This window comes from Streptomyces sp. NBC_00385 (assembly GCF_035917155.1).
GTDB classification, from domain to species: domain Bacteria; phylum Actinomycetota; class Actinomycetes; order Streptomycetales; family Streptomycetaceae; genus Streptomyces; species Streptomyces poriferorum.
This window is the reverse complement of sequence record NZ_CP107951.1, coordinates 7,646,291-7,671,580: the sequence shown is the minus strand read 5'-3', so window position 1 is coordinate 7,671,580 and position 25,290 is coordinate 7,646,291. Positions and strand designations below refer to the sequence as shown.

22 protein-coding genes are annotated in these 25,290 nt (G+C 71.4%); 9 read left to right on the top strand and 13 right to left on the bottom strand.

Annotation, left to right across the window (positions count from 1 at the left end):
- Window positions 1-81: 81 nt before the first annotated feature.
- Window positions 82-708, bottom strand: a complete 627-nt coding sequence (locus tag OG959_RS34210; protein ID WP_326664719.1) for a YigZ family protein — start codon at window positions 706-708, stop codon at window positions 82-84.
- Between the two features lie 59 nt (window positions 709-767).
- Between OG959_RS34210 and OG959_RS34205 the strand changes: the two genes are divergently transcribed.
- From OG959_RS34205 to OG959_RS34195, 3 genes are all read left to right on the top strand, one after another.
- The gene (locus OG959_RS34205; protein WP_326664716.1) at window positions 768-1,178 is read left to right on the top strand and encodes a CoA-binding protein; all 411 of its coding nucleotides are present in this window, start codon (window positions 768-770) and stop codon (window positions 1,176-1,178) included.
- Between the two features lie 89 nt (window positions 1,179-1,267).
- Window positions 1,268-2,077 carry an aminoglycoside N(3)-acetyltransferase gene (locus tag OG959_RS34200; protein WP_326664714.1) on the top strand — a complete coding sequence of 270 codons (810 nt, stop codon included), beginning with the start codon at window positions 1,268-1,270 and terminating at the stop codon, window positions 2,075-2,077.
- Between the two features lie 106 nt (window positions 2,078-2,183).
- Window positions 2,184-3,047 (top strand): alpha/beta fold hydrolase, encoded by an 864-nt coding sequence (locus tag OG959_RS34195; RefSeq protein WP_219570146.1) that lies wholly within the window; start codon window positions 2,184-2,186, stop codon window positions 3,045-3,047.
- A 69-nt stretch (window positions 3,048-3,116) separates the two neighbouring features.
- On the opposite strand, the gene fxsT is transcribed toward OG959_RS34195, so the two are convergent.
- The 5 genes from fxsT to OG959_RS34170 all read right to left on the bottom strand — a co-directional run bounded on the left by fxsT (window position 3,117) and on the right by OG959_RS34170 (window position 12,719).
- Window positions 3,117-7,076, bottom strand: a complete 3,960-nt coding sequence (fxsT, locus tag OG959_RS34190; RefSeq protein WP_326664712.1) for an FxSxx-COOH system tetratricopeptide repeat protein — start codon at window positions 7,074-7,076, stop codon at window positions 3,117-3,119.
- On the bottom strand, window positions 7,060-8,430 hold the full coding sequence (locus OG959_RS34185) for a TIR-like protein FxsC (protein ID WP_326664710.1): 1,371 nt from the start codon (window positions 8,428-8,430) through the stop codon (window positions 7,060-7,062). The genes fxsT and OG959_RS34185 overlap by 17 nt, the downstream gene beginning before the upstream one ends.
- Before the next feature lie 149 nt (window positions 8,431-8,579).
- Window positions 8,580-11,009: an FxsB family cyclophane-forming radical SAM/SPASM peptide maturase gene (locus OG959_RS34180; protein WP_326664708.1), complete on the bottom strand. Its 2,430-nt coding sequence runs from the start codon at window positions 11,007-11,009 to the stop codon at window positions 8,580-8,582.
- Window positions 11,010-11,547: 538 nt separating this feature from the next.
- Window positions 11,548-12,102 (bottom strand): YbaK/EbsC family protein, encoded by a 555-nt coding sequence (locus OG959_RS34175; RefSeq protein ID WP_326664706.1) that lies wholly within the window; start codon window positions 12,100-12,102, stop codon window positions 11,548-11,550.
- Between the two features lie 44 nt (window positions 12,103-12,146).
- A complete protein-coding gene (locus tag OG959_RS34170; protein WP_326664704.1) occupies window positions 12,147-12,719 on the bottom strand; it encodes a helix-turn-helix domain-containing protein in 573 nt (190 codons plus the stop codon).
- A gap of 93 nt (window positions 12,720-12,812) precedes the next feature.
- Between OG959_RS34170 and OG959_RS34165 the strand changes: the two genes are divergently transcribed.
- On the top strand, window positions 12,813-13,679 hold the full coding sequence (locus tag OG959_RS34165; protein ID WP_326664702.1) for an EamA family transporter: 867 nt from the start codon (window positions 12,813-12,815) through the stop codon (window positions 13,677-13,679).
- Between the two features lie 34 nt (window positions 13,680-13,713).
- Here the strand turns inward: OG959_RS34165 and OG959_RS34160 are convergent, their stop codons facing one another.
- Window positions 13,714-14,451 (bottom strand): acyltransferase, encoded by a 738-nt coding sequence (locus tag OG959_RS34160; RefSeq protein WP_326664701.1) that lies wholly within the window; start codon window positions 14,449-14,451, stop codon window positions 13,714-13,716.
- Window positions 14,452-14,620: 169 nt separating this feature from the next.
- Between OG959_RS34160 and OG959_RS34155 the strand changes: the two genes are divergently transcribed.
- On the top strand, window positions 14,621-15,151 hold the full coding sequence (locus OG959_RS34155; protein ID WP_326664700.1) for a gamma carbonic anhydrase family protein: 531 nt from the start codon (window positions 14,621-14,623) through the stop codon (window positions 15,149-15,151).
- 132 nt (window positions 15,152-15,283) lie between these two features.
- On the opposite strand, the gene OG959_RS34150 is transcribed toward OG959_RS34155, so the two are convergent.
- Entirely contained in the window at window positions 15,284-15,934 is a 651-nt protein-coding gene (locus tag OG959_RS34150) for a DedA family protein (protein WP_326664699.1), read from the bottom strand.
- A 181-nt stretch (window positions 15,935-16,115) separates the two neighbouring features.
- A complete protein-coding gene (locus tag OG959_RS34145) occupies window positions 16,116-16,553 on the bottom strand; it encodes a DUF4442 domain-containing protein (protein ID WP_326666792.1) in 438 nt (145 codons plus the stop codon).
- A gap of 155 nt (window positions 16,554-16,708) precedes the next feature.
- Here OG959_RS34145 and OG959_RS34140 point away from each other — a divergent pair, with 155 nt between their 5' ends.
- Window positions 16,709-17,818, top strand: a complete 1,110-nt coding sequence (locus OG959_RS34140; protein ID WP_326664697.1) for a hypothetical protein — start codon at window positions 16,709-16,711, stop codon at window positions 17,816-17,818.
- 51 nt (window positions 17,819-17,869) lie between these two features.
- Entirely contained in the window at window positions 17,870-19,177 is a 1,308-nt protein-coding gene (locus tag OG959_RS34135) for an MFS transporter (protein ID WP_326664695.1), read from the top strand.
- Here OG959_RS34135 and OG959_RS34130 read toward each other — a convergent pair.
- The 4 genes from OG959_RS34130 to OG959_RS34115 form a co-directional block, all read right to left on the bottom strand.
- Complete coding sequence (locus tag OG959_RS34130) at window positions 19,139-19,984, bottom strand: spermidine synthase (RefSeq protein WP_326664694.1); 846 nt, start codon at window positions 19,982-19,984, stop codon at window positions 19,139-19,141. The genes OG959_RS34135 and OG959_RS34130 overlap by 39 nt on opposite strands.
- 22 nt (window positions 19,985-20,006) lie before the next feature.
- Window positions 20,007-20,852 carry a patatin-like phospholipase family protein gene (locus tag OG959_RS34125; protein ID WP_326664693.1) on the bottom strand — a complete coding sequence of 282 codons (846 nt, stop codon included), beginning with the start codon at window positions 20,850-20,852 and terminating at the stop codon, window positions 20,007-20,009.
- 76 nt (window positions 20,853-20,928) lie between these two features.
- The gene (gene tuf / locus OG959_RS34120) at window positions 20,929-22,098 is read right to left on the bottom strand and encodes an elongation factor Tu (protein WP_326664692.1); all 1,170 of its coding nucleotides are present in this window, start codon (window positions 22,096-22,098) and stop codon (window positions 20,929-20,931) included.
- Between the two features lie 304 nt (window positions 22,099-22,402).
- The gene (locus tag OG959_RS34115; RefSeq protein WP_326664690.1) at window positions 22,403-23,140 is read right to left on the bottom strand and encodes a DNA alkylation repair protein; all 738 of its coding nucleotides are present in this window, start codon (window positions 23,138-23,140) and stop codon (window positions 22,403-22,405) included.
- A 49-nt stretch (window positions 23,141-23,189) separates the two neighbouring features.
- On the opposite strand from OG959_RS34115, the gene OG959_RS34110 reads away from it, so the two are divergent.
- Window positions 23,190-23,909: a TVP38/TMEM64 family protein gene (locus OG959_RS34110; protein ID WP_326664689.1), complete on the top strand. Its 720-nt coding sequence runs from the start codon at window positions 23,190-23,192 to the stop codon at window positions 23,907-23,909.
- 181 nt (window positions 23,910-24,090) lie between these two features.
- Window positions 24,091-24,963 (top strand): undecaprenyl-diphosphate phosphatase, encoded by an 873-nt coding sequence (locus OG959_RS34105; RefSeq protein WP_326664687.1) that lies wholly within the window; start codon window positions 24,091-24,093, stop codon window positions 24,961-24,963.
- Window positions 24,964-25,290: the final 327 nt, after the last annotated feature.

The following is a 25,290-nucleotide window of genomic DNA, read 5'->3' as shown; positions in this document are numbered from 1 at the left end:
CAGTCTCCCACCACCGGGGACTCCCCCGGGGCCGCAGCCGGGAAGACGCCCCCGGGCGGCCCGCCGGGGCCGTTCCGCCACTCAGGCGTCCCCGTACGCCTCGTCGCCCAGTTCCAGTTCCGCCTCGCCCGCCGTGGCGTCGGCCAGCCAGCGGCGGAAGTCCTCGACCTCGGCGTCCGGCAGCCCGATCTCGATGCGCACGGCCTCCGCGTACCGGACCTCGCGCACGGTGCGTCCGGTGGCCCGCAACTCGTTCTCCAGCCGGCCGGCGCGCTGATGTCCGACGGTGACCGTCACGATCCGGAACCGCTGCCGGGTGAGCGTGCCGAGGGCGTCCAGGGCCTCGCCGACCGCACCCCCGTAGGCCCGGATCAGTCCGCCGGCGCCGAGCTTCACGCCACCGTAGTAGCGGGTGACGACGGCGACGACGTACCGCATCTCGCGGCGCGTGAGCATCTGCAGCATGGGGACGCCGGCGGTGCCCCCCGGCTCGCCGTCGTCACTGGCCTTCTGTACGGAGGCGTCGGCGCCGATCACGTACGCGAAGCAGTTGTGCGTGGCGGTCGGGTGCTCCCTGCGAACGCGTGCGACGAAGTCCTGGGCGTCCTGCTCGGTGGCGGCGGGGGCGAGCGCGCAGATGAAGCGCGATCGGTTGATCTCGGTCTCGTGCTCGCCCGCGCGGGCGACTGTCCGGTACTGCTCCTGCATCCGGCCAGCCTATGCGCAGCCGCGGGAATGGTCCGGGGCGGCCGCCCGTTGTGCGGATCATGTACGCAGACACGGAGACGATCCGCAGGATTCTCAAGGACACGGGCGACACCTGGGCGGTGGTGGGCCTGTCCGGCAACCGTTCGCGCGCCGCCTATGGGGTGGCCGAGGTGCTCCAGCGCTTCGGCAAGCGGGTGGTGCCCGTCCATCCCAAGGCGGAGCGGGTGCACGGCGAGGAGGGCTACGCCTCGCTGGCCGACATCCCCTTCCCGGTCGACGTGGTGGACGTCTTCGTCAACAGCGAGCTGGCCGGTGCGGTGGCGGACGAAGCGGTGACGATCGGCGCCTCGGCGGTCTGGTTCCAGCTCGGCGTGATCGACGAGAAGGCGTACGAACGCACCAGGGCGGCCGGGCTCGACATGGTCATGGACCGCTGCCCCGCCATCGAGATACCCGCGCTGAACGGCTGAGCGCGCCGGGGCGGCCGTATGTGCGGGGTATCACGCGCCGCTACGGGCTGGGATGATGGCCCGCTGTGAGTACTGCCCACGCCACGAGCGTGTCCGCTGCCCCCCACAGCCGCGTCCGTCTGTCCGGACAGCTTGCCGCGCTCGGCGTCGAGCGCGGCGGCGTCCTGATGGTGCACGCGTCACTGAGCGCCGTGGGAACGGTGGACGGGGGTGCGGACACGGTCGCCGCCGCACTGCGGGAGGTGCTGGGTCCGGAGGGCACGCTGGTCGTCCCGTCCTTCACCCCGGAGAACTCCGACACCTCCCCCCAGTACCACGCCCGGGTCCGCGGCCTCGACGAGCGGGAGCGGGCGGCCGTCCGGGCGGCGATGCCGGCGTTCGACCCGGTGACCACGGCGGCCCCGTCGATGGGCCGGCTCTCCGAAACGGTGCGCCGGTCCCCCGGCGCCGCCCGCAGCGCGCACCCGCAGACCTCCTTCGCCGCCGTGGGGCCGCTGGCCGGCCATGTGGTGGCGGACCATCACCCCGACTGCCACCTGGGCGAGGACTCCCCCCTCGCCCGCCTGCACGGGCTGCGGGCCCAGATCCTGCTGCTCGGCACCGGATTCGGCCGCTGCACCGCGTTCCACCTGGCCGAGTACCGCGTGCCGTCCCCGCCCCGCCGCGCCTACCGCTGCGTGGTGCGGGACGGCGGCAGGCGCCGGTGGTGGCAGTACGAGGACGTGGCGCTGGACGACAGCGACTTCACGGAGCTGGGCGCGGACTTCGAGCGCTCGGCCCGCGGTGCGGCGGTCCGCGCCGCCCCGGTGGGCTCCGCCACGGGCCGTCTGTTCCGCTTCCCGGCAGCCGTTTCGTTCGCCACGGGGTGGCTGACGGCGCACAGGGGGGCGCACTCCTGACGGCGCTTCGCGCCTGCGCGGCAACCTCCTGGCCGGTGCATCTATATCCAACTTCCCTTGTGGCACTCATACTTACCGCGTATCGGCCCCGAGGGGAAGGCACCGGATGGAGCAGCTGATCCGCACGGAGGACGGCCGGGACCTGGCCGTGGAAAGCTTCGGAAATCCGCACGGCAGACCGGTGTTCCTGCTCCACGGCACCCCGGGCAGCCGGCTCGGTCCGGCCCCGCGCGGGTCCGTTCTGTACCGGCTGGGCATCCGCCTCATCGCGTACGACCGCCCCGGCTACGGCGCGTCCGACCGGCTGCCCGGCCGTTCCGTGGCCCATGTCGCCGCCGACGTCGTGACCATCGCCGACGCCCTCGGCATCGGCGAGTTCGCGGTGGTGGGGCGGTCGGGCGGGGCCCCGCACGCACTCGCGTGCGCCGCTCTGCTACGGGGCCGCGCCGCCCGCACGGCGGCGCTGGTGGGTCTGGCGCCCCGTGACGCGCAGGGGCTCGACTGGTTCGAGGGCATGACCGAGTCCAATGTCCGTGAGTACATCAACGCCGCAGCGGGGCGGGGCAGACTGACCGCCGCCCTGGAACGCAGGTCGGCGTCGATCCGGGCGGACCCGATGGGCTCGGTCGTCGACATGCACCGAGGGCTGTCGGCGTCCGACCGAGGAATCGTCTCCGACACCGGCATCCGCGCCATGCTGGTGCGCAACTTCGCCGAGGGACTGCGCAGTTCGGCGGACGGCTGGGTCGACGACGTCATGTCCTTCAGCAGCGACTGGGGGTTCCGGCCCGAGGACATCGCCTCGCCCGTGCTCCTGTGGCACGGCGAGGACGACGTGTTCGCACCGGCACAGCACACCCGTTGGCTCGGCGAGCGCATTCCCGGGGCGGAGACGGTGGTGGAGCGCGGGGCCGCGCACTTCGGCGCGCTGCGCGTCCTCACCCGCGTACTCGGCTGGGTCACCAGATGACCGGACGGCCGCGCCCACCGCGGGCGGGGAGGCCGGCCCGTACCGGCCGGCCTCCCCGCCCGAGCGGACTCAGACCGGCTGCGGTTCCAGATCACGGTTGATGCGCCGCCAGGCGCGGGCCGCCACGGCGATCGGATGGTCCATGCCCAGGTGCTCGACGGCCAGCGGGACGACTTCGGCCCGCAGCCGCTCGGCCTCCCTCTCGCGGTCCATGGAGCGCAGGGTGACGGCCAGGTTGGAGCGGCAGGCCAGTACGTCGGGGTGCGCCGGACCGTACCGGTCCAGCAGACCTTCGAGAGCGGCCCGTTCCCAGCGCTCCGCCAGTTGCAGCCGGTTCAGGTCGCCGTAGGCGTTGGCCAGGTTGATGGCGGCACAGAGCGTGAAGGGGTGCTGGGCGCCCAGGCTGCTCTCCAGTGCGGCCCTGACCTCTTCGCCGGCCTCCGCCGCCGACCGGGCCGCGCCCATGCCCCGCAGATAGATGGCGACGTTGTTGCGGCAGGCCAGGGTGAACGGATGGTCCTCGCCCAGCGTGGCCCGGTAGCCGTCCAGGGACTGCTGGGCCAGGTCCAGAGCCGCCTGCTTGTCGCCGACCGCGGAGAAGTCCGCCGCGAGGTTCAGCCCGCACGCGAGCGCGTCGGGCACCTTGGTGCCGTACCGCTCCCGGTAGCGGTTGTACGTCTCCTCCGTCAGGAGCTTCGCCTCGTGCGGGTGGCCCGCCTTGCGCAGCGACACGGCGAGGCTCTTGGCGGTACGCAGCGCTTCGGGCACGTCCGCGTTGAGGACCCGCTCGAAGGAGGCCTTCACCTCACGGAGGATCTGCACCGAGGACTCGTACTCCCCGGTCTCCCGCAGGTCGCGCCCCAGGTGCCCCTTGGTGGTCAGCGTGTACGGGTGGTCCTCGCCGAGCAGCGTACTGCGGCGCTCCACGGTGAGGTCGTCGAGCCTGCGCGCCGCTTCGCTGTCGCCGGTCAGCCGGTAGTCGATGGCGAGGTTGTGGGCGGCGACGAGGGTGCGCGGGTGGTTGTCCCCGAAGGTCTCGCGCATCACGTGGTGGATCTTCTGGTCCCGTTCCAGCGCCTCGTCGAACCGGCCCAGGGCCCGCAGGTCCGCCGCCAGACTGCCCGTGGTGATCAGCAGGCTGGGATGGTCCCTGCGCAGCAGGCGGGTCTGCCGGGCGAGGGTGTCCTCGTCCATCCGGCGGGCGTCCTGGTACCTGCCCTGGGCGCGCAGGGCGTTGGCCAGCTCGAAGCGCAGGTTCAGTGTCTGCAGATCGTCCTCGCCGAGTTCCTGGGTCCAGGTCTTGTTGAGCTGGGTGCCCAGCGCCCTGGCACCCTCCAGTTCGCCGCGCTTGAGGAGGTAGCGGATGCGGTCGACCATCAGCTGACGGGCCTCGGCCTCGTCGCAGTCGGCGACACCCGACGGCCCCAGGTGCGGCCAGATCAGTTCGAAGGCCGGCCAGCTCCGGGGGTCGTTCACCGGATTGTCCTGGTCCGCGCCCTGCGGGGGGCGGGCCTCGGCGAGGATGCGGTGCACCTCGTGGACGGCCGTGTCCCGTTCCTCGGGCGACAGCCCGGCACGGACCGCGGCCTGGACGAGCCGGTGGACCTGGATACTGTTGTCGGCCGGTTCCACCTTGGCCAGCGCGAAGCGGTTGAGCGCCTGGATGACCCGCCCCAGCATGTACCGCTCGCGGAGATCCGAGTCGTAGGGCAGGAGCGACCGGAACATCGAGTCGCTGCCGATGAGTGTCATCGATATCGGTTCTGCGGAGAAGAAGGAGCACAGTTCCAGCAGCCGGACCGCGGCCTTGGACTCCTTGCGCAGCCGGGCGATGGAGATGTTCCAGGTGGCGCCGATCTGGAGGGCGTAGTCCTCGGGCCGGCCGAGGGAGAGAACCTTGGTGCTCTGCTCCCTGAGCTGTTCGACGTAGGCGTCGACGGGGGTCGCGGTCTCGGCCAGCCAGGCGGCGGCGACCTCCACCGCCAGCGGCAGGTCGCCGACGGCCTCGGCCACCCGCTCCGCGTCCCTGGCCGGCAGCTTGCGCACTCTGCGGCACAGGTGCTCCACGCTCTCCGAGCGGGTGAAGACCTCGACCTCCACCGGCTCCACGCGGCCGGAGATCGGCTTGTTGCGGCAGGTGGCGAGAATGTGACCGTAGAGACCGGTCATCAGCGGTCCGGTCTCGTCGGGGAAGAGCTCCAGCGCCTTGTCGAGGTCCTCGACGTTGTCGAAGATGAGCAGCCAGCGCGCGTACGGCGTGCCGCCGCGCAGCGCCTGGAGCGCCGCCCTGGCCGCCTCGGCGACCACCTCGCCGGCGCGCAGGCCCATCTTCTCCGCGAGTTCCGCCAGGGAGGACACGACCCGGTCGGGCTGCTCGGCCTCGACCCACCACACCAGGTCGTAGTCGGCCCGGAACCGGTGCGCGTACTCCCGGGCCACCTGTGTCTTCCCGACCCCGCCGAGCCCGTAGAGGACCTGCGGGAGATGCTGTGCGGACCGGCTGCTGCCCCGTAACTGGTCGCGCAGCCGCACCAGTACGGATCCACGGCCGGTGAACTCGGTGTGCCGGGGCCGTACGTTCCACACTCCGGGGACCGTGCCGGGGAATCGCGGGCCTCCGGGCGCGGCCGGCATCGTGTCGAGGGCTTCGGGCCGGTCCAGCGCCGTCAGCACGGCGGCGGTGGCCTCCCGTTCGTCCAGCCGGGCGACGTCGACGATGCCCCTGCTGTTGAGCGGCATCGTCAGCCGCACGTCGCTGACCCGCACCGGGACGAGCTGGCGCCTGCTGCCCGACGGATCGAGCCCCAGCGCGGACTCCCACAGGCTGCGGGCGCGCCGCGAGTTCTGGTAGGCCTGGGAGACGACGGGGACGACGCGGAAGGCACCGGCCGCCGCCCATTCGGCGTCGTTCCAGGCCTTGTGGGAGCTGCGTACGTCCACGGGCATGACGTGGAAGCCGGCGCGGGTGAGGACCGACTCCAGCCAGTCCGCCCACATCTGGTCCTCCGCCACATGGGTGAGGACGATGTTGGACGGCGGAACGGGCCTGCGCCGGGTGTAGGCCGCCACGTAGGCCAGCCGTTCCGCCTCGTCCATCGCGGGCAGCGCGGTGACCCGGCCCTCGGTGAGTACCGCGGTCAGCCGTTCGCAGGAGGTGAGCATGGAACTCGATATGTTCGGGGCGTCACCGAACGTGGCGAGGATCTCCTCGTAGGCGTAGAAGGGCCGGTAGGGGATCTCCACCGTGCCCCAGTAGTTGGCCAGTTCGTCGTTGGAAAGACCACTGGGGAAGCCGGGGAAACTCTCTCTGGCCAGCGCGCGTCCCGCGTCCGCCTTCTCCTTCTCCCCGTCGTCGATGCGCATCGGCACGGGCAGGATCCGGATGTGCTGATCGTGGAACCGCTCCTCGATGTCGCGGGCCACGGCGGACGCGCCTTCGATGCTCTGGTCGCTGAGGGTGAAGCAGACCACCAGCACCTGGGGCATCTGGACGGTACAGATATCGGCGATGTCACTCAGCCCGGTCCGGCTGTCGATCAAGGTGAAGTCATAGTGTTTCTGCATGTCGGCCCGCATGGCGTCAAAGAAGTGACCGCCGCCGTAGCGTTCGTAGAAGTCGTCCCAGTCCATCCGGCCCACGGTCGAGGAATAGTCCCGGTTTCGGCGTCCGGCGGACAGGAAATCGAGGCTTCCGCCTCGTGGGAACGACCAGTTCAGTGAGGTGGCGTGCGGCCTCACGCGGGCGTATTCGCGGTGCCATTCCGGATCACGCGCCGCGGGCCTGCGGGCTTCTTCCTGGTATTCGGTGATCAGATTGATCAGCCCGGGCGTGGCGGCCAGGTCGGAAAGATCGAGAAAAGGGTGGAAGAAGCGGTGCAGACCGGGGGCTTCGAGGTCCCAGTCGACGGCGAGTACGCGATAGCCGTTCGCGGCAAGGATCCAGGCGGTGTTGGCCAGCGCCATGGTGCGGCCGGTTCCGCCTTTGTAGGAGTAGAAGGTGACGACGGTACCGTCACGGTTCTCGGTCATCTGCTGGGTCCTCCCCCTCGGGGGCGTCACCGTCGCCGGGATCGCCCGTGTCATGGTCCGTACCGGTGACGGGTGGAGCGGGATTGCTGGGTCCGTAGCCGACGCCGTCGATCAGCAGTCGCGGCAGGGCGCCGCTCGAACCCGCGGGCGGGAAGGTCTCGGCGTGGGCGGCGTAGTGGCGCTCCGCGGCCTTCACCGCTCCGGGGAGTTCCTGGCTGAAGGCCTCCAGGGTCGGGACGCCTCCGCTGTGCGACCGATGGCCGAATTCGGCCGCGGGCCCGGATTCGAGCACCCCCTCCAGCACGGCACGGAGGTCGGCCTCACGCTGGCCGGAGTCGGGGTCGTCCCTGTTCCACGGGACCATGACGCTGATCCAGGGCCTGCTGTTCTCACTCAGCCGTCTCAGCAGCTCCTGGCGGTGCGGGGTGTCCAGGGCCCACCGGTCCAGCAGCAGCAGCCCCGGCCCCTGGGGCCGCTCGGTGCCGAGCAGGCGCTCGGACTCCGCCTCGAACTCCCCCACCCGCACCTGGTAGTCGAGATTGCGTACGAGGTCGACGGCGTGGTCGGCCAGCGGCCTGGACGATTTGGGGTGGTACGGATTCCAGTCGCGCTGGGCCGGCCCGTAGCAGTCCGGCGCACGGCCCGGGGGCAGATCGGAGCGGGAGCAGGCGAGGACGGAGATCTCCATCTGTCTCGCTCTGCCGGGCGGCCCGAAGGCACTCGGCACCGCCGCGTAGTCCTGCTGCGGGTCCCCTTCGGGCATCCGGCTCTGCTCCGCCACCTTCACTATCCGCTTGGCCAGCAGATACACGGCTCTTTCGTACTGGTCCCGCAGATAGCGCAGTTTGATCAGCCCGTAGAAGCCCTCGTCGGCGTACTCCTCACCGAAGGCGGCGTGATTGAACTGCAGCCGCTCCGCGGGCTGCGGCAGCTGCCGGGGCGGTACGGGTACCCAGAGCGCGGGCACGATGCCGGACATCTGGCCGCCGTTGCTGCGGGCCGCCTGATAGTGCACCGCGCGGCTGGAGAAGGCGTACCACTCCCGGCCGCACTGCTCGCTCAGGAAATAGCGCGGCGAGTAGAGCGGTACGAAGACCTTGCAGTACGCCAGGGATTCGGAGAGGCGCTCCTGCCACCCCTCCCCGGGCTGCATCTGCTGATCCAGGAACCCGGCCGGAACCCCGGCGGGCAGGGACGTCAACTGCAGAACGTGGGCGCACAGGTCCCGGTAGAATCTCTCGACCCAGAGATTCGGATCTTTGTCCTTCGGATCATTCCTGGGTGTATGCGCATAGCTGAGGAAGAAGTACGGTCTCGGCTCATCTCCCTGTGCTCCGGCAGCTTCAAGATCCAACGTCTCCCCCGGTCCACGTGTGGGACCTCAGTCTAGGAAGTATCGAATCTTCGACGGAACGGCAGGAACGCGCCTATTTATTGAGCCTGCTCCTCCGTTTTCGGTACGGGACAATCAATTGCTGCCATAACCGCCAATTCCGAAAAGGATCAAGGGCCGAGCTGCGCAGCGTGCACCGGATTGCGAGCCGTCCAGTCGGCGCGGTGCCGTTCGGCCGAACTCCGCGCCCGGTCCAGGGCCGCGGCAGAGACCTCTTCCGCCTCCCACGCCTCGGCCGTATGGCCCATTCCGGCCACGAACCGTTCACCGAGAGGCGTCAGCAGCCCCGATCCGGCCAGCACCCGCACGGCCCGGGTCGTCTGCTCGCGCCACCGGGCGAACTGCGCCTCGGCGGTGTCCGCCGCCGCGCCGCGCGCGGAGTGCCGGCGCACGCGCCAGAAGTCCGTGACGGCGATGTGGGCGTACGTGCCCTGGAGCAGGCCGTCCAGGGGGCGTGGATCTGGGCGCCAGGGTGCGTAGAACAGCCTGCCGTCGACGACGGGTTGATGCAGGTCGAAGCTGTCCATGACCGCGCCCAGCTTCACGTGCTGGAACTCGTGGACGATCAACAGGGCCAGCAGTTCGGGGGTTTCGGGCCGGGCCGCCCCGATCGCCCCGAACGCGTCACGGGAGGCCGCACTGACATCGCTGCCGCCCGGCGCGTGCAGCGGTGTGACGACCCGGAGACCGGCCGACACTCCGGGGGCGTATGCCGGGAGTTCGTCCTGGACCAGCGCCCAGGCCTGGGCCAGGTCCTGCGCCCACAGCTTGGCCTCGCCCGCGGAGAGCCGCCCGGTGACGGGCCACTGATGGCGGTCGCGCAGGGGGTCGGTGTCCTCCAGCGCGACCGACCAGCCCGGAGGTTCGACCACCCGCACCGGATGCCAGTGCGGAGTGAGCCCGTCCACCCCTTCCTCCCGGTCGATCCGCACATGGCGGCCCGCAGCCCGTACCGAGAACCCCTCGGCGTCCGCGGACACCTCAGCGAGTGCCGCGTCCCCGGGCAGGATCACCGCGCCGAGGCCGGGAAGGCGGAGCAGCCCTTCCCGCACGGGGACGGCGACGGTGTCACCCCGGCCGGCCCGCACCGCGGCGGCGGCCGCGATCTCGGCCAGTCCCGTGGCGGCGGACCACTGCGGCCCGCCTTCGAGCACACGCAGCGCCCAGGGGCGGGTGTACGGGTGCGCCAGCACCGCGTCCAGCGCCTCGGGGGCTCCGGTGTCGAGGTCGATGAGCAGTTCCCAGGCCTGCATCGCCGTACGGTCGCCGCGCGGGGCGCGTTCGCCGACGGCGGCCAGCAGTTCGTGGTTGATCTCGGCCTGGGCCGCGACGAGCCGGCCCACGGTCGCGGCGCCGCCGAAGCCCCGGGCCAGCTCGTCGAGTCCGGCCGCGTCGAGCGGTTCCGGGGCACTCACCATGGGCACCGCCGCCTCCCGGTCACGGATGTTCGTGATCAGTTCCATCAGATCGGGACAGAAGACCGAGGGGTTGAGGAAGCCGCTTCCGGTCCGGTAGCGATGTGCATAGAGACCGCCTCCGCAGGAGCTGACCACCGGACAGGCCCGGCACTCGTCACTGAGCTGCTCCAGCCCTTGCTGGCGGGCGAGCATGCCCGGATGGGCGAGCACGTCGTCGAGGCTGTGATCGACGAGGTTCATCCCCGTGGCGGGTGCCGCGTCGTAGGCCGTCTTGAGGCTGTCGGCCTGTTCGAACGTACCGTCCGTCTCGATGACCACGAGGTCCGCCGGTGCCAGGCCCAGCGACTCGGTGAGGCTGCTCTCGCCGCGCAGCGTCCGCAGCACGGAGTCGAAGATCCGTACCGGCACCGGCCGCCCGGCCGCGGTCCATCGCCGGTGGATCACGTCGAGCCAGTCGGCGTAGGGCGTCGCGGATCCGTGCGGACGGGGCGGGGGCACGTCCCAGGTCGCGTGCGGGAGCAGGAAGTCGATGCGCGGCGGGTCGAGGGCCACGAGGGCGTCGTACACGGCGACCGGATCGTTCTCGACATCGATGGTGCAGAGCAGTCCGGCGAAGAGTCTTCGGTAGCCCGGACGGTTGAGCAGCGAGACCGCGCGCAGGACCTGGGGGTGACTGGTGCGTCCGTCCGCGTAGCGGCGATGCCGGTCGTTGGATGCCCGGTCGCCGTCGAGCGACACCCCGACCTTGATGCCCAGTTCGGCGAAGAGCTCGCAGAACTCCTCGTTGAGCAGAACGCCGTTGGTGTGGATGCGCAGATCGAGTGCGCTGATCCCGTCGAGTGCGCGCGTGAGCTCCTCGGCCGCGCATCGGATCCTCCCGGGGCCCGCGAGCAGCGGCTCGCCGCCGTGCAGGACCACGTGGACCATGGGAAGACCGTGTGCCAGGGCGTGTTCGGCGATGCGATCCGCCGCCCTGGCCAGGGTCTGCTCGGTGACTGCCCGGGGCCGGCCACGCCAGCTCGTGTCCGCGTGCTCGTACACGTAGCAGTGATCGCAGGCGAGATCACAGCGGCTGTGCATCTTCAGCACGAATTGGCTCAAAGAAGGGGGTGGCCGGTCCATGACGAGTATCTGTTCGGCTACTCAGACGGACGACTGAAAGGCTGCGATCACCAACGGACTCGCCCCGGCGTCGGTCGACAGGAGTCGACTGATCGAAGCGGGCAGGGCCCCGCCGCCCTGGACAGCGGCTCGCTGAGCGAGCGGCACCCGGGGCACGGCCTGGCTGCGGGGAAGGATCCCCGGCCGGACGGCCGCCGAGACGAGAGTAGTTTTCATTTAAAGCCCTTCATGTTGAGGACGTCCACGATCGCTGCGAACCCCGATATGGACAGGGATGGAAAATCCCTAGCTTTCCTTATAAATAGGACAAACCATCAGAGATGGCCACTCGGACACGCGAGGGAGCGCCGCGCTCCAGGAACGCGCGTGCCTGCCTCGCGGTTTCGGCCGTGTTCACGCACACCCCCCGGATGGGCTAAGGCATGACCCGCCCGGCCCAGCCGGGGCCTGCTCGGGCATGCCGCAGCCAGCCTCCCGCAGAGCGGGGGCCTGAGCCAGGAAATGCACAAAGAGAGCCGACACCCGAGACACGATTCGGTCAAACCCCGAGACCGTCGACCACGACCGCCCCGGGCAGCGCCGCCAGCGCCTTGCCCGGCATGATCAGCTTGCCCCGGCGGGTACCACTGCCGATCAGGACCCACTCCTCGTCGACCACGGCGGAGTCGATCAACAGGGGCCAGCCGGTGGGGAGTCCGACCGGGGTGATGCCGCCGTACTCCATTCCCGTCTCGCCGACCGCCGTCTCCATCGGGGCGAACGAGGCCTTGCGGGCGCCGAGATGCTTGCGTACGGCACCGTTCACGTCGACGCGTGAGTGGGACAGTACGAGGCAGGCGGCCAGGGTGACCTCGCCCCCGCGCTTGCCCGCCACCACGACGCAGTTGGCGGACCGGCGCAGCAGATCGGCCCCGTGGTGTGCGACGAAGGCCGCCGTGTCGGCGATCTCCGGGTCCGTGTCGACGTGGATGATCTGCTCGGCGGGAACACCGCCCCAGCCCTCCCCCACCACTCGGGCCACCGGAGCCGTGAGGAGTTCGAGACGGTCGGCAGCAGGGCAGGCATCCTCGAAGGAGCCGATCGGGGCGCGCATGCGCGCAACGCTAACAGCCCCTGGCCCGTTGCTGGTTGAGTGTCTCACCTGACGGGCGGGATCGACACGGCCATCGTGATGCGGACGGGCTCGGAGCCCTCGTTGCGGTAGGCGTGCGGGTGGTGCGCCTCGAAGGCGGCGGAGGCCCCGGCGGGCACGGCGTACGGAGCGTCGTCGACCTCCAGGGTGAGTGTGCCCGCGGTGACGTGGAGGAGCTCCACGGTGCCTTCGGGGTGCGGGTCGGACGTGCTCGACTCGCCGGGCATCAGCTGCCAGGACCAGAGCTCCAGCGGGCCCCGGGCCTCGGTTCCGACCAGCAGGGTGGTGGAACTGCCCGCTTCGGTGGACCACATGCGGACGGCCTGGCTCTCGGGGACCAGACGGACTGGCGCGCCCCGTTCGTAGTCGAGCAGCGTCGTGATGCTGACCCCGAGGGCGTCGGCGAGCTTGACCGTGGTGCCGACGCTCGGGTTGGTGCGGGCCTGCTCGATCTGGATGATCATTCCGCGGCTGACCCCGGCACGGGCGGCCAGCGCGTCCAGGGTGAAACCCCGCTCGCCGCGCCAACGCTTGAGGTTCCGGGCGAGGGACTGGGTCAGCTGGTCGAGATCCGTCACATTCCGTCCAATATTTTGGATGCCTCGGTAGCGAATACTGCACTACGGTGTGCTGTACTCACCGTTCACCGCACTGTACTGCGAGGCCCGCCCATGACCGCACTGTTCGCCCTGGCCACCAGCCTGCTGTGGGGACTGGCCGACTTCGGCGGCGGGGTACTGACCCGGCGCGCCCCCGCGCTCACCGTGGTGGTCGTCTCGCAGGTGATCGCCGCGGTCGTGCTCGGCGTGATCGTGATGGCGACCGGCGGCTGGAGCGAGGCCGGCCCACAACTCTGGTTCGCCGTCGCGGCAGGTGCGGTGGGTCCGGTGGCGATGCTGAGCTTCTACAAGGCCCTGGCACTCGGCCCGATGGGTGTGGTCTCGCCGCTCGGTTCGCTGGGGGTCGCCGTGCCCGTGAGCATCGGGCTGGTCGTCGGCGAGCGTCCCGGTCTGCTGCAGTGCGCCGGGGTGGCCGTCGCCGTGGCCGGCATCGTGATGGCGGGCGGACCGCAGTTGCGCGGCGCCCCGGTGCAGCGTCAGGCGGTCCTGCTCACCCTCGTCGCGGCGTTCGGCTTCGGGGCCGTGATGGCCCTCATCGCCGAGGCGTCCACGACGGTGACCGGACTGTTCCTGGCGCTCTTCGTCCAGCGGATCACGAATGTGGCGGTGGGCGGCGCGGCCCTGTACGCCTCCGTGCGGCGCGGCGCACGCGCCCTGCCCGCGGAGGGCGGCGCCGCCGTGGTGCTCGCCGCACTGCCGGCGCTGACCTTCGTGGGTCTCGCCGACGTCGCCGCCAACGGCACCTACTCGATCGCCGCGCAGCACGGGCCGGTGACCGTGGCAGCCGTGCTGGCCTCGCTCTACCCGGTGGTCACGGCCCTGGCGGCGCGCGGACTCCTCGGGGAGCGGCTGCGCGGGGTACAGGCCGCGGGGGCCGGGCTCGCGCTGCTGGGCACGGTGCTGCTCGCTACCGGTTGACGGCCGCGGGGCCCGGCCCGGTGGCAGGCGGGTCTCAGCTCTCGTCGAGCTCCGCCACGGCCAGGAGCTGTTCGGGGGTCACGCCCTCCGGGATCGGCACCGGCGCCGGTGTCCGCAGGGGCGGCTGCCACCCCTTCTCGGGGTCCCAGCTCCGTACGACACGAGCGGGGGCCCCCGCCACAACCGCGTGGTCGGGCACCTCTCCGCGTACCACCGCGCCCGCGGCCACCACCACGTTGCGGCCGAGCCGGGCGCCCGGAAGGATCACCGCTCCGGTGCCGATCCAGCAGCCCGGGCCGATGGTCACCGGCTCCATCCGCGGCCACTGCTTGCCGACGGGCTGCTGCGGGTCGTCGTAGCTGTGGTTGGTCGAGGTGATGTAGACGTACGGCCCGCAGTACGTGTCCGAGCCGATCGTCACCGTGGTGTCCGCGACGACATGGCTGCCGCGCCCCAGCACCACTCCGTCGCCGAGCGTCAGCACGGTGTCGGACCCGAGGTCGAGATCGGGCATGAGCCCCGCCGTCAGGGTGACCTGCTCGCCGATGATGCAGTGGGCGCCCAGCTCGATCCACGGCTCGCCGAACACCGTGCCCTGCGGGAAGGCCAGCCGGGTGCCCTCGCCGATCCGGCGGAAGCGCAGCCCGCCGGGGTGCGCCGCCGTGACCGCACCGGTCTTCTGGACCCATCGCCAGCAGCGGTGGACGGCCCCGGAGAGGGCGCGCCGACGCCAGGCGGTCACGGAGGAGAACGTGTTTCTGTTCTTCGGCACTCGCTCACGGTAGTCGGCCGCTCCACGGGCGATCGCCGCGCCTCCCTGTGATCTTCACCCCACCCGGCCGCGAAGCGCCCGGCCCGTCGCATACCGTTTCCCGGGCGGGACCACCGGCCGGCGACCGGACGGCCGCGCCCCACGGCACGGGAGAACGAGAGGACGCGCGATGGCAGAGCAGGCGTTGATCACGGCCATGGGCGGCAAGGAGCCGGTCATCGACGCGGATGCCTTCACCGCACCGACCTCGGTCGCGATCGGTGAGATCACGATGGCCGCGGGCTCCAGCCTCTGGTACCACGCGGTGCTGCGGGCCGACTGCGGCCCGATCGTCATCGGGGCCGACTCCAACATCCAGGACAACTGCAGCGTCCACGTCGACCCCGGTTTCCCCGTCACGGTCGGCGAGCGCGTGTCGGTCGGACACAACGCCGTACTGCACGGCTGCACGATCGAGGACGACGTCCTGGTCGGCATGGGTGCCACCGTGCTCAACGGCGCCCACATCGGTACCGGTTCGCTGATCGCCGCCCAGGCCCTCGTCCCGCAGGGAATGCGCGTGCCCCCGGGCTCCCTGGTCGCGGGTGTGCCCGCCAAGGTGAAGCGGCAGCTGACCGAGGAGGAGCTCGAAGGCATCAGGTTCAACGCGGTCGGTTACGTGGAGCTGGCCAAGGCGCACCGGCAGGCGTACGAGGACTGAACCTGCCCCCACGTCGCCGGCCGGCGGGCGGCGCGGCCTTCCGTCGCCGGCCGGCGGGCGGCGCGGCCTTCCGTCGCCGGCCGGCGGGCGGCGCGGCCTTCCGTCGCCGGCCGGCGGGCGGCGCGGCTTGCGTCAGTCGGCGACCGGTACGGCCTCGGGCTCGGGCGCGGTGGAGTGCGCGGCCGCCTTCTTGGCCCGGTTCTTGATGATCAGCATCGAGGCGAGACCGATCAGGACGGCGATCGCCAGTCCCAGGTACGAGAACCGCTTGAGCCACTCCTCGGCGACGACACCCACGGAGTAGATGACGGCCGTGGTGCCGCCCGCCCAGGCGATCCCGCCGAGCACGTTGGCGATCAGGAACTTCCAGTACGGCATGTGCAGGACGCCCGCGAGCGGTCCGGCGAAGATGCGCAGCAGTGCGACGAAGCGGCCGAAGAAGACCGCCCACATGCCCCACTTCTGGAACGAGCGCTCCGCCATGGCGATCTGGCCTTCACCGAAGTGCCGGGGGAACTTCCCGCCCAGCCAGGCCAGCAACGGCCGTCCGCCCCTGCGGCCGATGGCGTAGCCGATGGAGTCGCCGATCACCGCCCCGGCCGTGGCGCAGGCGCCCAGGATCCACGGGTTGATGCCGTCGTGTCCCGCGGCCAGCAGCGCCGCGCTGATCAGCACGATCTCGCCGGGCAGCGGAATGCCCAGGCTCTCCAGCCCGATGACGACGCCCACCAGGACGTACACGCTGATCGCGGGGACGGTCTCCAGCCACTCCTGGATGTGCAACGCCGGTTCCTCCGTAGTGATGTCCTCATCGCCCGCCGGACAACTCCTCGGCGCACGGCGGAAGCCTACCGGTCGCCCCGCCGGCCCCGACAGGGCGAAGGGACCGGCCGCCCCCGGACGCCCGAGGGGCCGCCCACTCCCTCCCGGGTGCGTGGCGGCCCCGCCCGGGCACGTCCGGAAATCAGGAGATCGGGCGCAGCGTCCAGAGCACGGTCATCTCGCCGGTCACCGCACCGTCGGCGCGCTCGATCCGGACGGCCACCGGGAACTCGGGGCGTTCGCCCGCGTCGAGTTCGGCGACGACGTCGGCCACCGGGCGGCCGAGCGTGGCGGTCGCGGTGACCTCGCCCATCGCCAGCTTCCTGTAGGCGATCTCCGCGTTCACCGCGAGCGGGACGGCCCGCGTCAGCTGGTCGCCGAACGCGGCCATGACGATGGCACCGCTCGCCGATTCCGCGAGGGTGAACATGGCTCCGGCGTGCGGTCCGCCGACGTGGTTGTGGAAGTCGGCCTGGTCCGGCATGCGGACCACGGCGCGTTCGGCGGTGGACTCCAGGAATTCGAGGTTGAGGGTCCGGACCATCGGAACCGACGCGGCGACCATCTCGCCCGCGGTCATCTGTTCAGCGCTCATGGAACAGATGTTACTCATGAGTAGAGATGTTTGGCCATGGCTTCACGGCCACGCGCCCGCGCCCCGGGACGCATCCTTCACCGTCCGCTCACGGGGGCGGCCGTAGCCGCCCGGGCGGCGTCCCTCTATCGTTACTCGCCATGTGGCCAGGACAGCAGCCGCCCGGGGGCGAGCAAAACCCGCAGGACCAGAACCAGAACCCGTACCAGCAGCCGGGGTACCAACAGCCGAACCCCTATCAGCAGCCGGGGCAGCAGCAGCCCGGCGCCCAGCAGCAGCCGGGGTACGGCTACCCGCAGCAGGGTCAGCCGGGGCAGCAGCCCGGGTACGGCTACCCGCAGCAGGGACAGCCGGGGTACCAGCAGCCCAATCCGTACCAGCAGCCGACCGTCCCGCAGTACGCGGTGCCCGGTCCGCCCGGTGGGCCCCAGCCCGGCAACGACAAGAAGAAGACGACCGTCATCGCCATCGTCGCGGCGACCGCGGTCGTGGTGGCCGCGGCGGTCACCGGTGTCGTCGTGCTGGGCAAGGACGACGACAAGGACGGCAAGAACGTCGCCGACGGCAAGAAGTCGTCCGCGCCCGCCAAGCCCTCCGACGCCGCGTCCTCGCCGGTGGCGAACCCGCGCGGCGAGGACGGCGACGCCAAGCCGCTCATCGCGGGCTGGAAGGTCGTGACCAACCCCAAGTGGGGCACGCAGTTCGACGTGCCCGGCGACTGGGAGGTCGGGTCCCCCGGCACGTTCTCGTACTTCGAGGACGACGCGAAGGGTGACGGCTCGCCGCTGATCGGCTTCTCCGCGCCGGCCGACCTCAAGCAGAAGTGGTGCGTCGACGACTTCGACAAGGACGGCACCAAGGAGAACTACAGCCTCGCCGGTGCCGGCACCCGCGGCGCGGAAGGCGCCACGGACGCCGCTCTGAACGCCAGGAACGAGGCGGGCACCTGGGCCTGGGGCGCCTACGCCCAGCACATGCCGAAGAAGACCATCAAGATCAGCAAGGCCAAGCAGTACACCACCACATCGGGCCTGACGGGCAGCCTGGTCACGGCCACCGCCCCGAACGTCACCAAGAAGAAGAAGTGTGACAGCGACGGCAAGACCTACGCCTTCACCTTCAAGAACAGCAGCGGCGCCTTCTCCTCCTGGGTGCTGTACGCCGCGGCCGGCGTCGAGGGCGAACTGCCGGACGCCACGGTGCAGAAGATCCTCAGCACCGTGCGGCTGGTGAAGATCACCGAGTCCTGACCGGCACAAACGCATTTGGCACAACGGGGCCGTTGCCGCGATAGTCCCTGAGTGACTGACGCAGCCGACCCCGCACCCCGCCCGGACCGCCCCACCCCGGCGGGCCGCAACTACCGGCTGCTGACCGCCGCCGCGATCATCACCGGCCTGGGTACCCATGGCGCGCTGATCGCGGCGGCGTTCGCGGTCCTGCAGTCCGGCGGCGACGCCGGGGACGTCGGTCTGGTGGCCGCCGCCAGGACCGCGCCACTGGTGCTCTTCCTGCTGATCGGCGGGGCGATAGCCGACCGGCTGCCGCGCCATCGTGTGATGGTCGCGGCCAACACCCTGAACTGTGTCTCCCAGGGCGTCTTCGCCTGGCTGGTCCTGGCCGGTGATCCGCAGCTCTGGCAGATGATGCTGCTGACCGCTCTGTGCGGGACCGGACAGGCCTTCTTCAGCCCCGCGGCCGAGGGCATGCTGATGTCCAGCGTCAGCGGTGAACAGGCGAGCCGTGCCTTCGCCCTGTTCAGGATGGCCATGCAGGGCGCGGCCATCGGCGGCGCGGCGCTCGGCGGAGCGATGATCGCCGCGATGGATCCGGGCTGGGTGCTGGCCGTCGATGCCGCCGCCTTCGCCCTGGCGGGTGCGCTGCGCGCCTTCCTCGACGTCAGCCACATCCCCGCCCGGGAGCCGGGTGGCGGCCTCCTCGCCGATCTGCGGGACGGCTGGCAGGAGTTCATCGGGCGTCCCTGGCTCTGGGCCGTGGTGGCGCAGTTCTCCGTGGTCGTCGCCGCGGTCGGGGCCGCGGAGGCGGTCTACGGGCCGCTGGTCGCCCAGGAGGAGCTCGGGGGCGCCCGCCCCTGGGGTTTCGCGCTCGCCGCGTTCGGTGTCGGCACCGTGGCCGGGGGGCTCCTCATGGTCCGGTGGAAGCCGCGGCGACTGCTGCTCGCCGGAACGCTCTGCGTCTTCCCGCTCGCCCTGCCCTCGGCGGGGCTCGCCGTCCCGCTGCCGGTGGAGGGGCTCTGCCTGGTGATGTTCGTCAGCGGGGCGGCCATCGAGGTGTTCGGCGTCTCCTGGATGACGGCCATGCACCAGGAGATCCCGGAGGAGAAGCTGTCCCGCGTCGCGGCGTACGACTGGTTCGGCTCGGTCGCCATGGTGCCGCTCGCCACCGCCCTCGCCGGGCCGGTGGAGTCGCTCGTCGGCCGCAGTCAGGCGCTGTGGGGCTGTGCGGGCCTGGTCGTCCTGGTCACCGGCGCGGTGCTGTTCGTACCGGACGTACGCAACCTGACCCGCCGGGCCACGTCCACCGAGGTGCTCGCCAAGGTCCCGCCGGCGTCAGCCGATGCCGAAAGCCCCGTCGGGCGGCTCGGGTGAGGCGACCGCCTCGTCGTCGCCCACCGGCCGCGCGCCCTTGAGGAGCGCGGCGACCGCGTCTCCGTACTCGACCCTGGCCGCGAACGCGTCGGCGGCGCAGCGGCGGGTGAGCGCGGCCGTGTCGAAGGGCTCCCGTGACGCGACGAGGACCATGTTGCCGAAGCGCCTCCCGCGCAGCACGGCGGGCTCGGCGATCAGGGCGAGCTCCCCGAAAACGGTCGCGAAGGTCGCCAGTTGCGAGCGCAGGAACCCGAAGGGCGCCCCGTCTGCCAGGTTGGCCGCGTAGATCCCGTCCGCGCGCAGGGCCCTTGCCGCGGCCCGGGCGTAGGGCACGGACGTCAGGTGGGCCGGCACCCGCGAGCCGCCGAAGACGTCCGCGATCACCAGGTCCACCGAGCCGGGGGCCGTCTCCTCCAACTGCTTGCGGGCGTCCACCGCGTGCACGGTGATTCCGCTGCGCTCGGGCAGCGGCAGATGTTCCGTGACGAGGCCCAGCAGCGCGCGGTCCGCCTCGGCAACGTCCTGACGGGAGCCGGGCCGGGTCGCGGCGACGTAGCGGGGCAGGGTGAGGGCGCCGCCGCCGAGGTGCAGGACATCCAGCGGCGCGCCCGCTCCGGCCGCGCAGTCCACGATGTGGGCCAGCCGTCGCGCGTACTCGAACTCGAGGTGCTCCGGCGCGTCCAGATCGACGTACGACTGGGGTGCGCCGTCGACCGTGAGCAGCCAGGCCCGCTCCCGGTCCACGTCGGGGAGCAGCCTGGCGGTGCCGTGGTCCACGTCGCGGATGACGGGTATCGACTCGTTCACGACACCATTGTGCGGCGTGGGATCAGCTGTTCCTGACCGCGGCGACGGCCTCGGTGTGCGCTGCCGACTGGGCGAGTCCGGCGCGGGCGGCCGCGGCCCTGCTGCTGGGGTCGAGCGGATTGCGGCCGAAGGCCTTCTTCGCCGCGGCGTCCGGGGTGATGACGACGGTCCGGGCACCTTGGGCGGCAAGTGCGTCGGCCTGGGAGCGGGGCGACGCGATGACCTTGTTGCCGGAGGCCGTCGGCGCGATGACGACGACCCGCTCGTAGCCGGCGGCCAGGTGGGCGTTGGCCGGGGAGTGCACCCCGCCATCGATCCAGGACCGTCCGCCGAAGGAGGCGACGGGCCAGACGGCGGGGACGGCGCAGCTCGCGGTGACCGCGTCGGCCAGTGACACCTCGCCGTCCTTGTCGAACGTGTGCAGCTCACCGGTGACCGCGTCGACCGCGGTGACGCGCAGCGGACGCTCCGGCCACTCCGGCGACAGCAGCCTGCTCGCGATGACCGCGCGCCGCTCCTCCGGCGAGAGACCGACACGCGCCTCGCGGGCCATGCGGGCCAGCTTCTGCCCGTACGCCTGCGGGGTGCGCGAGCTCAGCACGGCCCGTGCGTAGCGCAGGACGGTGACGGCGCCGAGTCTGCCGCCCCGCTCGCCGCCGGCTTCGGCCAGCTGGAGTTCGTACAGTTGCGGCAGGCCGAGCAGTCCGGAGGCGAGCTGCGCTCCGACGACCGCACCGGCCGAGCTGCCGATGATCACATCGGCGGTGGACAGGTCCAGTCCCGCTTTCGCGAGGCCGTGCAGGATTCCGGTCTCCCAGGCGCTCCCGGTGATGCCGCCGGCACCGAGCACCAGTGCTGTTTCTGCCATGCCGTCAGTCTGGCGCACGGCGTCGGGCCCGCCGCCCGCGGGGGTGCGGGCGGCGGACCCTGAACAGCCGTACCTCTCAGAGCAGTCCGGTGACGGTGCCCGCGCCGACGGTGCGGCCGCCCTCACGGATGGCGAAGCCGAGGCCGGACTCCAGCGGCACGTCACGGCCGAGCTCGACGGTCATGGTGACCGTCTCGCCGGGGCGCGCGACAGCCGCCGCACCGAGGTCCACGTCGCCGACGACATCGGCGGTGCGGATGTAGAACTGCGGCCGGTAGCCGGTGGCGACCGGAGTGGTACGGCCGCCCTCGCGCCCCGACAGGACGTACACCTGCGCGGTGAAACGCCTGCTCGGTGTCACGCTGCCCGGCGCCGCGACGACGTGCCCGCGGCGCACCCGGTCGCGCTCGACACCGCGCAGGAGCAGCGCGACGTTGTCCCCGGCCTCGGCGGTCTCCATCGGCTTGCCGAAGGTCTCCAGACCGGTCACGACGGTCTCGGTGTCCGCACCGAGCACGGACACCCGGTCGCCGACGCGCACGGTGCCGCGCTCCACGGCGCCGGTGACGACCGTGCCCCGGCCGGTGATGGTCAGGACGTTCTCCACCGGCAGCAGGAACGGCGCGTCGGTGTAGCGCACCGGCATCGGTACGTACGTGTCGACGGCGTCGAGCAACGCCTCGACGGCCGCGGTCCAGCGTGGGTCGCCCTCCAGCGCCCGCAGACCCGACACCCGTACGACGGGCACGGTGTCACCGCCGTACCCGTGCGCCGACAGCAGCTCGCGCACCTCCAGCTCGACCAGGTCGGTCAGCTCGGGGTCACCCGCGTCCGCCTTGTTGAGGGCGACCACGATGTGGTCGACACCCACCTGACGGGCGAGCAGCACGTGCTCCGCGGTCTGCGGCATGATCCCGTCCAGCGCGGAGACGACGAGGATCGCCCCGTCGAGCTGGGCGGCGCCGGTGACCATGTTCTTGATGTAGTCGGCGTGTCCGGGCATGTCGACGTGCGCGTAGTGGCGGGTGCCGGTCTCGTACTCGACGTGCGCGATGTTGATGGTGATGCCGCGCTGCGCCTCCTCCGGCGCCCGGTCGATGCGGTCGAACGGGACGAACGTGCCGGTGCCCCGGTCGCTGAGGACCTTCGTGATGGCGGCGGTCAGGGTGGTCTTGCCGTGGTCGACGTGGCCCATGGTGCCGATGTTGAGGTGCGGCTTGGTGCGCACGTATGCCGTCTTGGGCATGGTGGATTCCTTGGGTGCGAAGCTGGAGAGGGGACCCCGGGGCCCGGCCGACCCTCCCCTTGCGGGGTCCGCCGGACAGTCGGGGGAGGGTCAGCTTCGGGCGCCGCCGAGGGGCGCTGCGGCAGCGGTGCACGCTGCTGCCACAACTGCTGCGAGGGGGCTCACGGCAGCCTTCGGCGTGTCCGCGACTGCGGACTGCGCTGCGAGGAAGGCGTACCGGAACATGGCCCGATCATCTCCGACGGCCGTCGGCCCGTCGAGCGAGTTTCCGCGGGCGGTACGGGGGGGGTGGGCCCGGCGCTCCTCAGAGATGCTTGGTGGCCTCTCGTACGGACAGTGGCGCCAGCCGGTCCCGGGCGCCGTCGACGAAGTCCCGTACGGCCTGCGGGTCGGTCTTCGCGTACTCGCGCAGGCACCAGCCGATCGCCTTGCGGATGAAGAAGTCGGGATGGTCCGCGCGGCGCAGGCAGTAGGCGAAGAGCCGGCGCGCGTCGGTGGCCTCCTTCAAGCGGAGCTGGTGCAGCAGCGCGGTGCGGACGATCCAGAGGTCGTCGTCCTCGATCCACTCGTCCATGGTCCGTCGCAGCTCCGGGCCTGCGGCGACCAGCGGTCCCGCGACATGGGCGGCCAGGAGGTCGACGGTGTCCCACCACGGCACGGTGGTGACCAGATGGCGCAGGACCGGAACGAACCCGGACGAGCAGCGTGCGACGTGACGGCGCAGGTAGTCGGCGGCGAAGTACTGGTACTCGCGCTCGGGCAGCGCCCAGCAGCGCAGCGCGATCGCGGCGCAGTCCGGCTCCGCGGGGCGCGCGGTGCCTTCGAGGACGGAACGGGACAGGGCGCGGCGGCGGGGCGTGGGAATGCCGAGGAACGGTGCGACCTGCTTCATGTACGCGGCGGCCGACCGGGCGCGGACGGGGTCGGCCGCCGTGGGGTACAGCAGGGTCAGCCGCTCCAGCACCGTGTCGGCGAGAACGCTGCGGGGCAGGCCGGGGACCGGTGCGGGGCGCTCCGCGGCCGGTTCGGCTCCATGGCTCATAACGGTCACATTACGGCGATCACATAAAGGATTCGGTTACTCTCCCCGAATGCTCGACCCCGTCCCCGTTCCTGCCGCCCGGCCCGCCGGTGGCCTCGCCGTGCGCTGCACGCGGGTGCTCCTGTCGCCCTGGTCCCGGCTCTCCCTGCTCGTGGCCGTCCTGCTGGCCGCCGCGTCGACGATGCTGCTCCTGGAGCCCCAGCGGCTGCTGGCCTCGGGCTGGCCGGCCCAGCTCAGCGGCGGCGCCGCCGCGGTCGTGCTCTTCGGCCTCGCGTACGGCGTCTGCACGGTGGCCTTCGTACCGAGACCGCTGCTCAACCTGGCCGCCGGTGCGCTGTTCGGCTCGCAGGCGGGGCTGGCGGCGGCCCTGGCGGGCACGGTGCTGGGCGCGGGCATCTCGTTCATGCTCGGCCGGGTACTGGGCCAGGAGGCGCTGCGTACGCTGCTGCGCGGGCGCTGGATGCGCGCGGCGGACGGCCAGCTGAGCAGGCACGGCTTCCGCTCGATGCTGGCGCTGCGCCTGTTCCCCGGGGTGCCGTTCGCCGCGGCCAACTACTGCGCGGCCGTCTCTCGCATGGGCTACCCGCCGTTCCTCGTCGCGACGGGCCTCGGGTCGATCCCGAACACGGCGGCGTACGTCGTGGCGGGGAGCGAGGCCGCCTCGCCCACGTCACCGGCCTTCCTGGCCGCCATGGGCTTCATCGTGCTGACGGGCGCCGGCGGGGCGGTCGTCGCCTGGCGGCGGCGCCACCGGCTGGGCTCGGAGTGATGCGACGGGCTGCGCGGGGGCGGTCGTCCTTCCGTTCATCCGGGGGCGATACGCTGCCCGCGACCGACTGACGATCTCCGGGCCCGGTGCGGCCCTGTCATCGCACGACCGCAATCCGCACGCCGCCGACGGCTCGACGCCGTCGGCCGATGCATGATCACTCCGGGATGGCCCAAGCCCCATGAGCTGGTTCGAATCGTTCGTCCTCGGCCTCGTTCAAGGACTGACCGAGTTCCTGCCGATCTCCTCCAGCGCGCATCTGCGGCTCACCGCGGCATTCGCCGGCTGGCACGATCCTGGCGCGGCGTTCACCGCGATCACCCAGATCGGCACGGAGGCCGCAGTCCTCATCTACTTCCGCAAGGACATCGTCCGCATCGTCTCGGCGTGGTTCAAGTCGCTGACGGACCGTTCGATGCGTGGCGACCACGACGCGCAGATGGGCTGGCTGGTCATCGTCGGCTCGATTCCCATCGGCGTGCTCGGTGTGACGTTCAAGGACCAGATCGAGGGCCCGTTCCGCGATCTGCGGCTGATCGCCACCACGCTGATCGTGATGGGCATCGTCCTCGGCATCGCCGACCGCCTGGCCGCACGCGACGAGGCCGGCGGCAAGCACCGGGCCGTCAAGGAGCGCAAGTCGCTCAAGGAGCTCGGCGTCAAGGACGGCCTGATCTTCGGCTTCTGCCAGGCGATGGCCCTCATCCCGGGCGTCTCCCGCTCGGGTGCGACGATCAGCGGCGGTCTGCTCATGGGGTACACCCGTGAGGCAGCGGCACGTTACTCGTTCCTGCTCGCGATCCCGGCCGTGCTCGCCTCCGGTGTCTTCGAGCTGAAGGACGCGGGCGAGGGGCATGTGTCCTGGGGCCCGACGATCTTCGCGACGTTCATCGCGTTCGGCGTGGGTTACGTGGTCATCGCCTGGTTCATGAAGTTCATCACGACCAAGAGCTTCATGCCGTTCGTGATCTACCGGATCGTCCTGGGCATCGTGCTGTTCATCCTGGTCGGCGCGGGGTCGCTGAGCCCGCACGCGGGTGAATCCGCGGGCTGATCAAGTGGGCATCGCTCGGAGCACGCCGCTCCGTGGCGGTTCACCACCAGGACCGACGCGGCTCATCCCGTTCAAGGGCCTGCCGCGACCGGCCGTCGCCCTGCGGAAGGACGGGATCACCCTCGTCCACACCGCGGTACGGGGGTGTTGGCGTGGCCATCGAGCCATTGAAGCCTCCGCGACCTTCCTGCGTCCGCTGCAGCCCATCACTGGCGGCAGGCGTCCGGCACCGGCGCCCCGCCGCAACAGCACGCCCCGGCGGCACTTCGGGCACTCCACACGAGGCAACTTCATCACCGGTTCAGGCCGGCCGAGACCTCCAGCGGT